The organism is Streptomyces sp. WAC03905 (assembly GCF_057371075.1).
The window spans coordinates 6,906,110-6,921,352 of record NZ_JBXYDZ010000003.1; the positions used below are offsets into that span (position 1 = coordinate 6,906,110).

11 protein-coding genes and 2 pseudogenes are annotated in these 15,243 nt (G+C 75.1%); 5 read left to right on the top strand and 8 right to left on the bottom strand.

From position 1 onward, the window contains the following. Positions 1-78 precede the first annotated feature (78 nt). Complete coding sequence (locus AC2RP6_RS33645; RefSeq protein ID WP_486449609.1) at positions 79-1,035, top strand: spherulation-specific family 4 protein; 957 nt, start codon at positions 79-81, stop codon at positions 1,033-1,035. Between the two features lie 210 nt (positions 1,036-1,245). On the opposite strand, the pseudogene AC2RP6_RS33650 reads toward AC2RP6_RS33645, so the two are convergent. Both AC2RP6_RS33650 and AC2RP6_RS33655 read right to left on the bottom strand, forming a co-directional pair. Beyond that, positions 1,246-2,106 (bottom strand): annotated as a pseudogene (locus AC2RP6_RS33650) (serine hydrolase domain-containing protein); the annotation flags it as partial. 255 nt (positions 2,107-2,361) lie between these two features. Continuing rightward, on the bottom strand, positions 2,362-3,105 hold the full coding sequence (locus tag AC2RP6_RS33655; protein WP_486449610.1) for a maleylpyruvate isomerase family mycothiol-dependent enzyme: 744 nt from the start codon (positions 3,103-3,105) through the stop codon (positions 2,362-2,364). A gap of 38 nt (positions 3,106-3,143) precedes the next feature. Here AC2RP6_RS33655 and AC2RP6_RS33660 point away from each other — a divergent pair, with 38 nt between their 5' ends. Both AC2RP6_RS33660 and AC2RP6_RS33665 read left to right on the top strand, forming a co-directional pair. Next, complete coding sequence (locus AC2RP6_RS33660; RefSeq protein ID WP_486449611.1) at positions 3,144-3,818, top strand: alpha-ketoglutarate-dependent dioxygenase AlkB family protein; 675 nt, start codon at positions 3,144-3,146, stop codon at positions 3,816-3,818. 145 nt (positions 3,819-3,963) lie between these two features. Then, entirely contained in the window at positions 3,964-5,250 is a 1,287-nt protein-coding gene (locus AC2RP6_RS33665; RefSeq protein WP_486449612.1) for an ROK family protein, read from the top strand. Between the two features lie 11 nt (positions 5,251-5,261). Here AC2RP6_RS33665 and AC2RP6_RS33670 read toward each other — a convergent pair. After that, positions 5,262-5,811, bottom strand: a pseudogene (locus AC2RP6_RS33670) (ATP-binding protein). Between the two features lie 198 nt (positions 5,812-6,009). On the opposite strand from AC2RP6_RS33670, the gene AC2RP6_RS33675 reads away from it, so the two are divergent. Beyond that, a complete protein-coding gene (locus AC2RP6_RS33675; protein ID WP_486449613.1) occupies positions 6,010-7,173 on the top strand; it encodes a PLP-dependent cysteine synthase family protein in 1,164 nt (387 codons plus the stop codon). Positions 7,174-7,355: 182 nt separating this feature from the next. On the opposite strand, the gene AC2RP6_RS33680 is transcribed toward AC2RP6_RS33675, so the two are convergent. Continuing rightward, positions 7,356-7,844 carry an SRPBCC family protein gene (locus AC2RP6_RS33680; protein ID WP_486449614.1) on the bottom strand — a complete coding sequence of 163 codons (489 nt, stop codon included), beginning with the start codon at positions 7,842-7,844 and terminating at the stop codon, positions 7,356-7,358. A gap of 270 nt (positions 7,845-8,114) precedes the next feature. On the opposite strand from AC2RP6_RS33680, the gene AC2RP6_RS33685 reads away from it, so the two are divergent. After that, positions 8,115-10,490, top strand: coding sequence for a hypothetical protein (locus tag AC2RP6_RS33685; RefSeq protein WP_486449615.1), 2,376 nt, complete (start codon positions 8,115-8,117; stop codon positions 10,488-10,490). Here AC2RP6_RS33685 and AC2RP6_RS33690 read toward each other — a convergent pair. From AC2RP6_RS33690 to AC2RP6_RS33705, 4 genes are all read right to left on the bottom strand, one after another. After that, a complete protein-coding gene (locus AC2RP6_RS33690; RefSeq protein WP_486449616.1) occupies positions 10,441-12,906 on the bottom strand; it encodes a right-handed parallel beta-helix repeat-containing protein in 2,466 nt (821 codons plus the stop codon). The genes AC2RP6_RS33685 and AC2RP6_RS33690 overlap by 50 nt on opposite strands. Positions 12,907-13,052: 146 nt before the next feature. Further along, positions 13,053-13,664 carry an Rv1733c family protein gene (locus AC2RP6_RS33695; RefSeq protein ID WP_486449617.1) on the bottom strand — a complete coding sequence of 204 codons (612 nt, stop codon included), beginning with the start codon at positions 13,662-13,664 and terminating at the stop codon, positions 13,053-13,055. Positions 13,665-13,799: 135 nt separating this feature from the next. Then, positions 13,800-14,624 carry an MOSC domain-containing protein gene (locus AC2RP6_RS33700; protein ID WP_486449618.1) on the bottom strand — a complete coding sequence of 275 codons (825 nt, stop codon included), beginning with the start codon at positions 14,622-14,624 and terminating at the stop codon, positions 13,800-13,802. Between the two features lie 52 nt (positions 14,625-14,676). After that, on the bottom strand, positions 14,677-15,189 hold the full coding sequence (locus AC2RP6_RS33705; RefSeq protein WP_486449619.1) for a DUF6643 family protein: 513 nt from the start codon (positions 15,187-15,189) through the stop codon (positions 14,677-14,679). Positions 15,190-15,243: the final 54 nt, after the last annotated feature.

Sequence of the window (15,243 nt, forward strand, 5' to 3'; positions counted from 1 at the left end):
CGCGTTCCGCCTTGCACCGGGAGCCGCCCGTCTAGTGTTCCTCGGGACCCCTCCCCGCCTCCCTCGGAGGAAACGTTCATGCCCCGCGCCGAGAAGGCCTTCTACGCCGTCCTGGCCACCGTCCTCCTGGCCGCGCCGGCGCCGTCCGCCGTCACGCCCCAGCGCGAGGCGTCCACCGGGTCCGCACCGGCCGCCGCACCGGCGCCCGCCCCGCCCCCCACCCCTCGGACGCCCGGCGTGCGGGGCCTGGAGATCGGCGTCCCCGCCTACGCGATGGCGAACGACCGCATGCTGACCGACCTCACCAGGGCGGCCCCCGCGCCCTCGGTGGTCGTGCTGAACCCGGGCAACGGCGACGCCCCCTTCGACGCACCGTGGCGGGCCCGCGCCGACGCGCTCCGCGCCCGGACCACCTCCACCGGCGAGCGGACCAAGGTGCTCGGCTACGTGCACACCGACCACGGTGACCGTGACCTCGCCGCCGTCAAGGCCTCCGTCGACAACTACCTCAGGACTCCCGACGGCCGTCTCCACGTCGACGGCATCTTCTTCGACGTCGTCAGCCGCGACTGCGGCCCCGCCAACACCACCCGCGACCACTACGCCGAACTGCGCCGCTACGTCCAGGAGTCCATGAACGCGGTCGACCCCGCCGTCCCCGACCTCGTCGTCAACAACCCCGGCACCGCCATAGCCGACTGCTACCTGGAGCCCGGCCACCGGACCGCGGACGTCTTCGTCACCTACGAGGACACCTACGCCGCGTACACCGGCGCCGGCTGGCTCGGCGGCAACGTCTTCGACCACGAGTCCGGCTACCGCCCCGGTACCGAACTCGACCCGAGCGGCACGGCCTTCTGGCACCTGGTCCACGACGTCCCCGGCGACGAGGCGATGCGCGCCACCCTCCGCACCGCCTTCGACCGCGGCGCCGGCTACGCGTACGCCACGGACACGGTCATGCCCAACCCCTGGAACACGGGCCCGACATGGAAGTACACCGCCCAGACCACCCATGCGGCCACCCTCGGCTGAGACAGGCCACCGGAACCGGGGGGTTGTACGAGCGTCCCGTACGAACGTCGCGGGTCGCATGCCGTCCCCGAGGGCGCTGCCCGGCGAACTCACCCGGTCCGGATGGACAGGAGACGGTTCGCCGCGCGGAAGTGGTCGGGGGCGTCCGCGTCGCAGACCACGGTGACCACGGTGCTGCGGTCCGGGCTCACCTTGAAGGTGCTGTGGAACTGCGCCCAGCGTGACCTCCCGGGTCCAGGCGGGCGGGTCGTCGAGGAAGTCGGACAGGGGGTCGCCCAGCGCGAGTCGGTGCCGCCCGGCCAGCAGGGGGACGGCGTAGGCGGTGAACTGCTTGGAGTTCGAGGCCATGTCGAAGACGGTCTGAGCGGTGATGGCCCGCCCGGTCGCGAGGTCGGCCTTGCCCCGGCCCGCCTCCCACACGACGTCACCGCGTCCGCCGACCGCGGCCGCGCACCCCGGGCCCCCGGGGGAGGGCACCAGCCCCTGGAGGACCGCCGCGCTGTGCCGGGCGCGGCGCCGTCGGACGCGTGCGCGCGCGGGGCCATGACACCCGCGAGGGAGACCACGAGCAGAGCGGCCCCGGCCGCGTACGACGTCACCCTCCGGTGCACGTGGGCCACCTTCCTCCCACCGTGGAGAGTCCTCCGGCGGTCGTGCCCCGGCCAGCCGATCTTGGGGGTGACAGCAGGTCGAGTGGAAGAGGCCGCCCACGGCGCTCCCGACGGCCGCGAGGGCGTCGTGGAGCGCGGCGGCCGCCCGGTCTCCCGCCCGTGCACCTCCCCCGCCCGCCGTCCGCGGCGGCTCCGGGGTCGGCGGTGCGATCCTGAGCCGCTCCTCCTCAGGACGCAGCTCGTGGACGTCTCCGGGCCGTACCCCGGGGGAGTGCCGGGTGCCGTGCGCGGCCCGGTCCCAGGGATGGCCGCCGCCCGGACACCGGACGAAGTCCTTCGCGGGAGGCGGGCCTTCGGCCTCCGGCACGCGCCGTTCCGGGCGGCTGAATCCCCCGGCGACCGGCCGACGCCGCGGTTGCGGCGGGAGCGGCGGAGTAGGCCTCCGGGTCCCTGCCGGCATCCGTCATGCCGCCGGCATCGCAGCCGCGGTGATCAACCGCCCGGGCCTCTCACGGAGGGGGACCGCCGCCCCGCCAGCGGTGGTCGTCCGGGCGGCCCGCATTCGGGTGCCGATCCTGTCGCGGGTGCCGATGCCGTTCTCTTGAAGCCTCGGCCGGCGCCAGGTTCCGCGTCGTGCTTCGCAGTCGGCGGGCGGGCGCGAGCCGGTCGGCGTCGCCCGCACCCCCGCGAAGGCGTCCCGGACCTCCCGGACGCGTCAGATCTCGCCGGTCTCCCGCCACAGCGCCGTCAGCGACAGGTCGCCCGTCACCCCCGGACCCGTCAGCGGCTCCCGGTTCCACAGCGCCGCGTACAGCCAGGCCGCCTCGCCGGTCACCTCGCAGTCCACCGCGTCGCCCAGGTCGGCCGGCACCGTGCGCGGCGGCCCCGGAGACAGGTGCACGGTCCACACCGCGCCCGTGTCGGCGGCGCGGATCCGCATCGTCCGCGGCTCCGGCGTCCGCACCCGGCTGCGAGGCCGCGCGTGAAAGCCGGTGAGCAGCTCCTCCACCCCGTCCTCCGCGAACTCCGCCGTCACCGGCGAGAAGGCGACGCCCAGCGCGGTCTCCGCGTCCATCCGGTGCACGGTGGTCTCGTGGGCCTGCCGCCGGGCCCAGAACGCGACCGGCGACGGCGGCGCCGTCGGGAGGAACGTCCAGCACTGCACGTCGTCCGGCGCCTCCGTCAGCGTCCGCACCAGCTCCGCGTGCCCCTCGCGGAACCACGCCAGGAGTTCGCCGCCGACCAGCTCCGGCGCCTCCGGAAAACCGGTCGGCTCCAGCCGCCCCTCCGCGACGTAGGCGGCGGCCCAGCGGTGCACCGACCCGGTGTGCCGCAGCAGGTCGGTGACGTGCCAGCCCGGACAGGACGGGACGAAGGCATCCGTCCCGGCGCGTTCGGCGACGTCGGCGAGCAGCTCGCCCTCCCGGGCCAGGGTCTTCACGTACTCGGTGATCTCCATACCGCGAGTCTGTCAGCCCCGGCACCCACAATGGAGGGATGGACGGCGCACTCTTCCCGCGCGAGCGGACCGTGATCGCCCCCGGCGCGGTGCACGTGCCCGACTGGCTGGGGGAGCGCCGGCAGGGCGAGCTGCTGGCCGCCTGCCGCGCGTGGGCCCGCCCCCCGGCCGGCCTGCGCACCGTACGCACCCCGGGCGGCGGAGTGATGACCGCCCGGCAGGTGTGCCTGGGCCTGCACTGGTATCCGTACGGCTACGCCCGCACCGCCGTCGACGGCGACGGGGAGCCGGTCAAACCGATGCCGCACTGGCTCGCCGAGCTGGGCCGGGAGGCGGTCGCCGCCGCCTACGGGCAGCCCCCGGAGCCCGGCGCGGCCGCCTACGACATCGCCCTGGTGAACTTCTACGACGGGGACTCCCGCATGGGCATGCACCGCGACGCGGACGAGAAGTCCCCGGCGCCGGTGGTCTCGCTCAGCCTCGGCGACAGCTGCCTCTTCCGCTTCGGCAACACCGCCTCGCGCGGGCGCCCTTACCACGACGTGGAGCTGCGCAGCGGGGACCTCTTCGTCTTCGGCGGCCCCAGCCGGCAGGCGTACCACGGCGTGCCGAAGGTCCTGCCGGGCACCGGTCCGCCGACGCTCGGGCTGACCGGGCGGCTCAACATCACGCTCAGAGTCGGCGGGCTGGGCCAAGGGGTGGTCACCCTCTGAAGGGTGTCGAGCAGGGCACCCCCCTTGGGCCGCCCTCCCGCATCGGACCGCGTCGGACTGCATCGGACCGCATCGGGCCGGATCGGGGACGGGTACCCCCCGGGGGCGGCGTACGGCGCCCTCCGATCATGCGAGGATCGATGCCATGAACGGCAACGGGGCCCCACCGCGGATGGGGGATGCGACCGCGCCAGCGGTGTCGAGCACCGGCACGCGGACCAAACTGGAACGCGGCCGCGGCGCGCTCGGGCCGGCGCTGGAGCTCGTCCACACCGGCCGCGCCCCGACCCGTGCGGTACTGACGGCCGAACTGGGGGTCACCCGTGCCACCGCCGGCGCCGTCGCGGCCGAGCTGGAGGCCCTCGGGCTGATCCGGGTCGACTCCCGCCCCGGCGCCTCGGGCGGGACCGGAGGCACCGGAGGCACCGGCGGGACCCAGGGCCGCCCCTCGCACCGGCTCTCGGTGGCCGAGGACGGGCCGGTGGCGCTCGCCGCCCAGGTGCACTCCGACGGCTTCCGGGCCGCCCTGGTGGGGCTCGGCGGCCGGATCGTGGCCACCGCCCCCGGCAAGGTCACCGTTTCCGCGGACCCGGCCCAGGTCCTCGGGGCGGTCGTGCGGGCGGGTGCGGAGCTGCTCGCGGACAGCGGCCGCCGCTGCGTCGGCGCCGGCCTCGCGGTCCCCTCGGCGGTCGCCCAGCCGGACGGCACCGCCCTGAACCCGCTGCACCTGGCCTGGCCGGCCGGGTCTCCCGTACGGGACATCTTCGCGGAGTGCGTGAAGGAGGCCGGGATCGACGGACCGGCCCTCACGGGGAACGACGTCAACCTCGCGGCGCTCGCCGAGCACCGGCACGGCGCGGGCCGCAGCGCGCAGCACCTGCTGTGCGTCGCCACCGGCCACCGGGGCGTCGGCGGGGCCCTGGTGCTGGACGGCCGCCTGCACAGCGGCAGTTCCGGCCTGGCCCTGGAGGTCGGCCACCTCACCGTGAACCCCGAGGGGCGGGCCTGCCACTGCGGCGGCCGCGGCTGCCTGGACGTGGAGGCGGACCCGCTGGCCTTCCTCACCGCGGCGGGCCGCAGCCCCGGCCCCGAGGTGTCGTTGCTCCAGCAGGCCCGTGACCTGCTGCGCGAGGAACCGGAGGAGCCGGCGGTACGGGCTGCCACGGAGGAGCTGATCGACCGGCTCGGGCTGGGCCTCGCGGGCCTGGTCAACATCCTGAACCCGGACCGGATCATCCTGGGCGGCCTGCACCGCGAGCTGCTCCACGCCGATCCGGAGCGGCTCCGCGCGGTCGTCGCGGACCGCAGCCTGTGGGGCCGCAGCGGAGGCGTACCCATCCTGCCGTGCACCCTGGACCACAACAGCCTGGTCGGCGCGGCGGAACTGGCCTGGCAGCCCGTGCTCGACGACCCGCTCGGCGCCCTCGCCTGATCAGGCCCCGGTCACCCGGGGCGGACGGCGACCGGCGCCGGCACCGGCAGCACGGCCGGGACGGTGGCAGGATCGACGGCCATGACCACGGTGCGCGCGGGTTCCCGTGCGGGCCTGGCCACGATCGAGACGGGGAGCTGCGGTGCCACCGGCGCGGGCGCGGCCGTCAGGGAGAACCAGACCGCCTTGCCCGGCCCGTCGGACCGTTCGCGCACCCCCCAGGCCTCGCTGAGCGCCTCCACGAGGGCGAGCCCGCGACCGCTGGTCTCCATCGGCCCGGCCTGGCGCCCCGCGCAGCACCGGGAGGCGCGGATCGCTGTCGATGACCGAGACCGTCAGCCGTCCGAGCCGGAGCTCGATCTCGACGACGCAGGTCTTGTCCGGCTGCGCGTGGCGGTGCACGTTGCCCAGCAGCTCCGTCACGCCGAGCGCGGCCCGGTCTATGAGCGGATCGAGCTGCCAGTGGCGCAGCTGGGCGGAGACGATTCTGCGGATTTGGCCGATCCGCGACGGCAAGGCCTGCAGTTCCACGACGCAGTGCCTGCGGGAATGACTGATCACGGCTGCGACTCCCCGACATGAGTGTTACGGGTGCTGCACCCTCGGTAATGCTCCACCAGGGTCACCCACGGTTCCGCACACTGCAACCGAACGCGATCGAAAGCGATCCGCATAGATACCCAAAGTGACCGTTTGTGCAGGTGAGAGAGGTACATTGCGAAAGGAGGGACGTAGTAGACCCATGAAGGAGCGCGGCGCATGAGCACCACCGGCACTACCGGCACCAGCGGCACCGAAACCACCACCGGTGCGACGGCCACGACCGTCGACGTCGACCGCAGCGACGCGGACTACCGCGCCTGGCTCAAAGAGGCCGTGCGCAAGGTGCAGGCCGACGCGAACCGCTCCGCGGACTCCCATCTGCTGAAGTTCCCGCTCCCCGAGGCGTGGGGCATCGACCTCTACCTCAAGGACGAGTCCACGCACCCGACGGGCTCCCTCAAGCACCGTCTCGCCCGCTCGCTGTTCCTCTACGCCCTCTGCAACGGCTGGGTGCGGCCCGGCCGCCCCGTCATCGAGGCCTCGTCCGGCTCGACCGCAGTCTCCGAGGCGTACTTCGCCAAGCTCATCGGTGTCCCGTTCATCGCCGTCATGCCCCGCACGACCAGCCCGGAGAAGTGCCGCCTGATCGAATTCCACGGCGGTGAATGCCACTTCGTGGACGACCCGATGAAGATGTACGAGGCGTCGGCGGAGCTCGCCGCCCGCACCGGCGGGCACTACATGGACCAGTTCACCTACGCGGAGCGGGCCACGGACTGGCGAGGCAACAACAACATCGCCGAGTCGATGTACCAGCAGCTGCGCCTGGAGCGGTTCCCCGAGCCCGCCTGGATCGTGGCGACCGCCGGCACCGGCGGCACCTCGGCGACCATCGCGCGGTACGTGCACTACATGCAGCACGACACCCGCATCTGCGTCCCGGACCCGGAGAACTCCTGTTTCTTCGAGGGCTGGACCCGCAACGACCCCGGCGCGAGCAGCGATTGCGGCTCGCGCATCGAGGGCATCGGCCGCCCGCGCATGGAGCCGAGCTTCGTGCCCGGCGCCATCGACCGCATGATGAAGGTCCCCGACGCGGCGAGCGTCGCCGCCTGCCGCGCTCTGGAGACGGCGATAGGGCGCAAGGCGGGCGGCTCGACCGGCACCGGTCTGTGGAGCGCCCTGAAGATCGTGTCGGAGATGGTGGCGGAGGGCCGCACCGGCAGCGTCGTCACCCTGCTCTGCGACCCCGGCGACCGCTACCTCGACAAGTACTACTCCGACGAATGGCTGGCGGCGCAGGGCCTCGACATCGCCCCGTACGCCAAGACCCTCGACACGCTGCTGACGACCGGCGTCTGGCGCGAACCGACGGCCTGACCCCCAGGGGGGCACGCGCCGGTGGGCGCACGGCCCCCTCCTGACACCGGCGGACACGACAGGCGGGGAGGCGGCCCGTACCGCGACCCGCGACCGGCTGCGCGACCTCGTCCGGGACCACGCGGACGAGGTCACCGTGTCCAGCGCGTACGACCCGTGGGAGTGCGCCCGTCCCGCCGCGGTCACCGGTCCGTCGCGCGGCGGGCGTCGAGGCGGGCGTCCAGGGCGCGGACCGCGGTGCGGAAGGAGTGGCCCAGGCCCGGCCGGGCGACGGTCAGCGCCATGCGGAACGCCGTCGGGCCGTCCGCGGCGAACGTCCAGCGCACGCGCGTGCCCGAGCCGGCCGGAGTCAGCCTCCACTCCTCCAGCAAAGCCCGAACCCCCGGCGCGTTGGTCGTGTCCACCCGGTACGCGTAACGCCGTTCGGGATCCGCGGCCATGATCGTCTCCTGCATGTGCACCCCGCCCAGCAGTTTGATCTCGCGACCCGCCCCGCCGTACGTCGGGCGGGCCAGCGTCACCGCCCTGAACCAGCGCGGCCAGCCCTCCACTTCCTCGGCGAGCGCCTGGTACACGGCCTCCGGCGGCGCCGACACCTCCGCGGCGAACACCAGCCGGACGGGCGCGTCCTCGATGAAGTCCAGCCCCACCGGGCGGAGTCGGCGAGCCATGGCGGTACCTCCTGAGTGATGGTCCGGAAATGGTCCGGGGGAGTGCGCGCGACACCATAGCCGTGCGCACCCGAGAAGTCCGCTGCCGTCCCCGCGATTTCGCCGCCGGAGCGCCCCCCGACGCCCCTGTCCGTCGCCCCGTCCGCGCGTCCGTCCGTCGCCCCGTCCGCGCGTCCGTCCGCCGCGGATTCCCCCGGACGGGGCCTGGGCAGCGCCCGCTCCGCGCGGGATCCTGGAGCAGCGCCGATCCCCCCGCGAGCGGAGGCCTACGTGCCCGACCGCCCCCACGCCGACCCGCCCCTCGCCCTCGAACTCCTGGTCCACGGTGTCGCCGGGGCCTCCCCCGCCGAACTGCTCGGCGACCCGCGCACCGTGCGCGTCACCGGCGACTCCACCGCGGCCGTGTTCCGCCGCACCGACGACGCGGACGCCGAAGCCCACCCCGAGCGGTACGCCGGCCTGCCCGTTCCCGAGGCCTACTGCTGGTCCCGGCTCACCTCCGGCAACGGCACCCGCGCCCTCTGGCTGCTGCTCCTGCCGTTCATGGTGGCCAACCTCGCCCACTGGGCCCGGCCCGCCGGCCCCACCGGGCCCGGCGCCGACCCCGCGCCGCGCGCGGTACGCACCTACGGGGTCCTCGTACGCGTCCTCGCGCTCAGCCTGACCGTCCTGCTGATCGCCGCCGCCTGCGAGGTCGCGCTCGACCTCGCCGCCTGGCAGTGCGCGGGCTCCGCGAGCTGCACGGACACCGGCTCCCCGCTCGGCTTCCTCACGCCCGGGAGCGGCGGCTGGTGGTCCCAGCCCGGGCGCCGCCTCGCCCTCGGCGCGCTGGCCCCGACCGCACTGACCGGGCTGCTCTGGTTCCTGTCGAACCGCACCTGGAGCGCCTACGAGTCCCAGCCGCCGCCCGCCGGCTCCGCCGACCCGGACACCGCCTCCGACACCGCGCCCGCGCTCGGCCGCCCCGGATTCTGGTACGGGCGCCGCATCGTGGCCCGGCTGCGGGCCGCGCACACCGCCGCGGGGCTGCTCACCGTCGCGGTGGCCGTCTCCGCCCCCACCGCCGACCACGACCGCCGGACCGCGGCCACCGCCCCCGTCGTCGAGGCCCTCGGCTGGATCACCCAGGGCCTCCTCGCCGCCGGGGCCGTCACCGTCGCCTGGGTCGTCTGCCGGCGCGGCCGCAGCGAGGACCGCCCCGACCACCGCCTCGACCGGGCCGCCGTCAGCCTGCTCCCCGGAGCCGCCCTCGCCCTGCTCACCGCCGTCCTGCTGCACGCCTGCTGGTCACGCCCGGGCTGGACCTCCACCGGACGGCTCCCCGGCGACTTCGCCTTCGGGGTGCTCATGCTCGGGCAGGGCCTGTGCGTACTCGCCCTCGCCGTCGTCGCCCGCCACCTGTACCGCAGGGCCCCCGACCCCGCGACCGCCCTGCGCGGCCTCGGCGGCCCCGCCGTCGCCATGCTCGGCTGCGCCCTCGGCGGGGTCATGTCCGGCGGGGTCGCCCAGCGCGTCGCCGACTGGCTGGACGGCGGCGCCACCCCCGGCATGGCGGGCGCACCGCTGCCCGGGCCGCCCGTCCTGCTGTCCTGGCAGGCGGCCGTCCTGCCCCCGCTGCTCCTCGTACTGGCGCTGCTCGCCGCCTGGTTCGCGGTGCGCGCGGCGGGGGCGCGGCGCGACCTCGCCGCGGCCGTCGCCGCCGAGTACCCGGGGGAGGCCCCGGACAGGGCGCGCAGCCGCCGTATCGCCGGGGCGCGGACCGCCGCCGCGCTCACCGACTCCGCGCCCTGGTTCGTGGCGGCCGTCTCCGGGATCACATTGGTGCTCGGCGCGGGCGCACTGGCCGGGGCGTGGCTCAGCGGACGGGTCCCGGGCGAGGCCGCCCGCGGCGGTCCGCCACTGCTGGAGACCGCCGCCCGTACCGCCCAGGACGCCGGTTCCTGGCTGATCGGCCTGGGCATCGCCCTGTTCGTCGCCTGGGGCCGCCGCGCCTACCGCGACCCGGCCGCCCGGCGGACCATAGGGATCCTCTGGGACGTCGGCACCTTCTGGCCGCGCGCCGCCCACCCCTTCGCCCCGCCCTGCTACGCCGAGCGCGCCGTTCCCGACCTGACCTGGCGGATGGCCGGCTGGACCGGCCGCACCGGGGGCCGGCTGGTGATCTCCGGACACTCCCAGGGCAGCGTGCTCGCCGCGGCCGCCGTCTGGCAACTGCCGCCACCCGTACGCCGCCGCGTCGCGCTGCTCACGTACGGCTCCCCGCTCGCCCGCCTCTACGGACGCTGGTTCCCCGCCTATTTCGGCCCCGGACAGCTCGACGCCCTGCACCGCGACGTGGACTGCTGGCGCAACCTCTGGCGCGCCACCGACCCCATCGGCGGTCCCGCGCTCCCCGGCGCGGAGGCACCGGAGGTGGACCGCGGCCCGCTCGCCGACCCGCTCGCCTACGGGCGCAGCGCCCGCCACCCGCTGCCCGCGCCGATCCTCGGCCACGCCGACTACCAGGCGGACCCCGCCTTCGCCGCCGAACGCGCCGCACTCCTCGCCCGGCTGGAGACCTCGGCCCGGGCCGAGGTGCCCGCTCAGCGCCCCGGCGTCAGCAAGGGGCCGACAGCGTCGGCAGATCCGCCGGGAACAGCAGGGTGAGGTCGTCCGTGCTCGGCTCCGGCAGCTGGGCCACCCGCCCCGCGTGCCGCTCCACCATCGACTCGAAGGTCTGGCGCGCGGTGCGGCCGTTGCCGAAGGCGGGCCCCTTGGGCAGCTCCGTGAAGTACGCCAGCAGGGCCTCGACGGTGCCCTCGCCGAGGCGGTACTCGTGCTCCTCGGCCTGCTGCTCCACGATCCTCAGCAGCTCACCCGGGCCGTAGTCACCGAAGGCGATGGTCCGGGAGAACCGCGACGCCACACCCGGGTTGACGGTCAGGAAGCGCTCCATCTCCGCCGTGTATCCGGCGACGATCACCACCACCGCGTCCCGGTGGTCCTCCATCAGCTTCACCAGCGTGTCGATCGCCTCGCGCCCGAAGTCCCGGCCCGAGTCCTCCGGGGCCAGCGCGTACGCCTCGTCGATGAACAGCACTCCGCCGCGCGCCCGGTCGAAGGCCTCCTGCGTGCGGATCGCCGTGGAGCCGATGTGCTCGCCCACCAGGTCCACGCGCGACACCTCGACCAGGTGCCCGCGCTCCAGGACCCCGAGCGAGGCGAGGATCTCCCCGTACAGCCGCGCGACCGTGGTCTTCCCGGTACCGGGGGAGCCGGTGAAGACCAGGTGCCGGCGCACCGAGGCGGCCTTGAGGCCCGCCAGCTGCCGCCGCCGGCCCACCTCGATCATGTCGGTGAGCGCACGCACCTCGCGCTTGACGCTGTCCAGGCCCACCAGCGCGTCGAGCTGCCCCAGCACCGCCCCGGACGCCCGCGCCTCCACGGCCGCGGCCCCGGCCGGCTCCGGCCGCGCGGGCCGCGGTACGGCCGCGGGGGCCGCCGGTGACGGCTGCGCCACGGGGCTGCGCGCCGCGGTGACCGTACGCACTCCGGCCTGCGCGCCGGTGAAGCCGCCGCCCGGGGCCGGCTGGGCGGCCGGCGCCGGCCGCAGGCCCGACCCGTCGCCGGTGCACTCCTCGGCGACGGGCCCGTCCTCGGCGAACTCGTAGCCGCCGCGGGCGCAGCGCTCGGTGTGGCAGCGCGTCAGCGTGGTGCGGCAGCCGTCGAGGACGTGGAAGCCGAAACCGGAACTGTCCGTCACCCGGCAGGCCTTGAAGGTGCCGCGGCCGCCCGCCGACACGTAGAAACCGGCTTCGGCGGGAGAGGTGACGGTGCAGCGTTCCAGGGCCGGGTCGGCGCCCTTGGTGACGATCACACCGGTCTGCACGGCGTCGATGGTGCAGCCGGCGAGGATGCCGCCGCTGCCGTGGTCGCGGAACCAGGCCCCGGTGGCCGCCTCGCGGATGCGGCAGTCGTCGAGCTGCGCGGTCGCACCGTCGCTCACCGAGACGGCGGTGTTGCGGACCTGGGAGAGATCGCTGTCGGTGACGTCGACGCTCGACCCGCGGTCCAGGACGAAGAGGGCGTCCGGCACGTCGTGGACCCGGCAGGAGTCCAGGGAGGCGGTGGCCCCGTCGCTGACCCACACCGCCGGATAGTCGCCGGTGCTGTCGTGGATCTCGCAGGACTCGGCGTCCACCCGGGTTCCCGGGTCCCAGACGGACAGGCCGTTGCGCCCGAACCGGCGCACCGAGGTGCGGCTGAGGGTGAGGACCGAACGTGACCGGAGGTCGACGGCGTTCTCCGGGATGTCGTGGATGTCGCACCCGGCCAGGGTGAGGACGGCGTCGGTGTCGAGCGTGACCCCGTCGGCCGACGTGCGGTGCACCGCGCAGTCGGTGAGGCGGGCGGCGGCGCGGGCGGCGATCTGCACCCCGGCGCCCCTGACCTCGTACACCTCGCAGCCCAGGGCCTCCAGGCCCGAGCCCTCGCCGGTGACCGCGATGCCCGCGCCCGTGGAGTGATGGATGCGGCACCGCTCCAGGCGCGGCCGGCCGCCCCCGCGCACCGAGAACCCGGTCTGCCCCGAGGCGACGACCTCGCACTCCTCGAACACCCCGCCGCCGCCGTCCAGTACGGCGATGCCGACGCCGGCCGGATTCTCCACGGTGCAGCGGCGCACCAGGGGCCGGGCCCCGGACCCGCGCACCTCGATGCCGGCCGCCGAGTGGGTGCTCACGCGCAGGTCGGTCAGTTCGGGGGAGCCGTCCTCGACCAGCAGCGCCGGCGCCGCCCGGTCCTGGCCCTCCAGGTACAGGTCCTGCACCACGGCCGAGGCGCGCAGGGTCAGCGCGACGCCGTCGAGGGGCGCGATCCGCACCGAACCCGACCCGTCCTCGGGCCCGCGCAGGGTGACGGCGTGGTGCAGCACCAGATTCTCCCGGTAGGTGCCCGGGGCGATGGACAGCACATCACCGTCGCCCGCGGCGGCGAGCGCGGCGGTCAGCGTCGGATATTCACCGGAGCGGCGCCGCCACCGCGAAGAGCCGCCGTGCGTCACCTGGACCGTGCCCTGAACCATGGTGCTGTCGTGCCCCCACCCTCGTGCTCGCGCTGCCGATGCGGCCTGAGCCGCAGATGTCCGAGGCCACTCGGGTGACTGCTGTCACGGGTGCGACCGGTCCGGCCGGTCCACCGTAGCGCGCGCGGAGCCGATGGGTCGCCAGGTCAGCCACCTGCGCCCGCCCGGCCCCAGTCCGGTCCGGCGGCCGCCCACGCGCGGTCCAGACGTGTGTACCGACGGTGCATGAGCCGGCGTACGACCAGGCGGCGGACCGTCACGGCCAGGACGGCCACGCCGGCCGCGGCGGCCAGGCCGGCCGTCCCCGCGTGGAAGGTGGCGGCGGACGGGTCCAGCGGCCGTCCCACCAGCCGGCCCCGGTCGTCGGTCCATATGCGGAACCGGTCGCCGGGCAGCGGGGGTTCCTCCGCGGCCGGCACCGTGCCCTCGTGGCTGCTGCCGTCGGGCGCGGTCCACGAGGCCACGATCTGCGTACGCCGAGGTGACGTCCGCTGTGCCGACGGGTCGGCGGACACCTCCTCGTCCGGGGCGGGGGCGGGGCGGACCACCACGGCCGGTACGAGATGACGCTCCAGCCGCTGTTCGTACGCGGCCTGCTGCAGCGTGCCGTCCACGCGCAGGCCCGCCACCCAGCCGACGGCCGGGGCCACCAGCACGACGCACACCAGCGCCGCGAAGGCCACCCACGCCTCGAAGAGATCGGTCGGCCGGCGCAGCGGATTGCGCCGCCAGCGCCACACACCCATAGCTGTCCGCACGGTTCGGCTCCCCCTGCGTCTGTCTCCTGTTCCGACTGCTCCAACGGCCCGGTCGCGCCGGTTGGTTCCAGCTCGGGGGCGGAGCCCCCCGAAGGTGTCATTCCTGTGGTCCGGCCGCCACCCGGACGTGGTCCGTCACGCCAGGACGCGGACCTCGTCGCCGACGCGCAGGGTGCCCGTGCGGAGCGGCACCAGCAGCCGCCCGAAGGCCAGCGACCTGCCGATCCGCCGGTGCCTGGCCAGCGTCTTCAGCGGTTCCCTGCCCCGCTCCGCCGTCCGCTGGTCGGTGGTGGTGACGACGCACCGGCCGCATTCGCGCACGCCGCGGAAGAGCGCGTCGCCGATGGCGAGGCGCTGCCAGCCGTCCTCCGCCCAGGCCTCGGCACCCGAGACGACGACGTTGGGCCGGAAACGGTTCATCGGCAGCGGGCCCTCTTCGGGGTGGTCCCCCGCCGCGATCAGGGAGTTCAGGGCGTCCAACGAGGCGAGCGTGGTGAGCAGCAGGGGATAGCCGTCGGCCAGGCTCACCGTCTCGCCGGGCAGTGCGTAGTCGGGGTCCACGGGACGACGTACGGCAGGGTCGTCCAGGTGCACCAGTCGGACCGGAACCCCGAGAAACGTGCTGAACCAGTCGCCCGCGGCCCGCGCCGCGACCACGGTCTCGACCTTCTTCCCGAACAGCGTCACCGGCTCCAGCGGACCGGGCTCGGGCACCTCCACGACCAGCTCCGCCATGTCGGGAGCGGTCACCGCGATCCGGTCGTCGCCCGCAGGGCGCGCCGACGCCAAGGCGAGCCGGGGATGGCGGCGTTGGGTGACGACCGTCCCCTCGGGGTCGATCAGGGCCCACCGCCGGTCCCCGGACAGCCCCCAGGGCTCCACGGCCACCTCGTCGGGAGCGCTCCCCGCTACCGACTTGACGGGGTGGACGTGGAGCGCCTGAACGTGCAACTTCGACATGGGGGCATACTGCCAGCCCGCTCCGCCGTCCCGGCGCGCGCGAGGGGCCCGGTCAGTAGCCGCGCCCCTGGTAGGGGCGGCCGTACGGGTCCTCGTACGAGGCGCCCGCGACGGGAGCCGGCACCTGCACGGGGCGCGGTGCGGCCGGACGCATCGCCTCGTAGCCGGTGGCCATGGCCGCCGGGCGGGGCTGCTGCGGCTGGGGCTGCGGCACGTAGCCGGCGCGGGCGGCCACCGGCTGTTGCTGCGGGATGTAGGGCGCGGGCGCGTTCTGCAGCGGCATCGGCTGCGGAGCGGCCTGCTGCTGGTACGGGTAGCCGTAACCGTACGCGGGCGCCTGCTGCTGAGGGGAGGGGGGCGGCAGCGCCGGCAGGGCCGACGGGAGGGCCGGCAGGTACCCACCGCTCGAATAACCCGCGCTCGGGGACTCGTAGGCGGCCGGGACGCGGATCGGGGCGATCTGCGGAGTGCCGCGTTCGGCGACGAGGGAGTCGTAGATGGGGGTGTCCGGGAAGGAGGGCGCGGAGTAGTAACCGCCGCCATAAGTGGAGCGGGGGGAGGTCATGAGACATAAGTTAAGCCCACGAATTCACCGGGTCCATAGCGAGGTGCCGTCAAC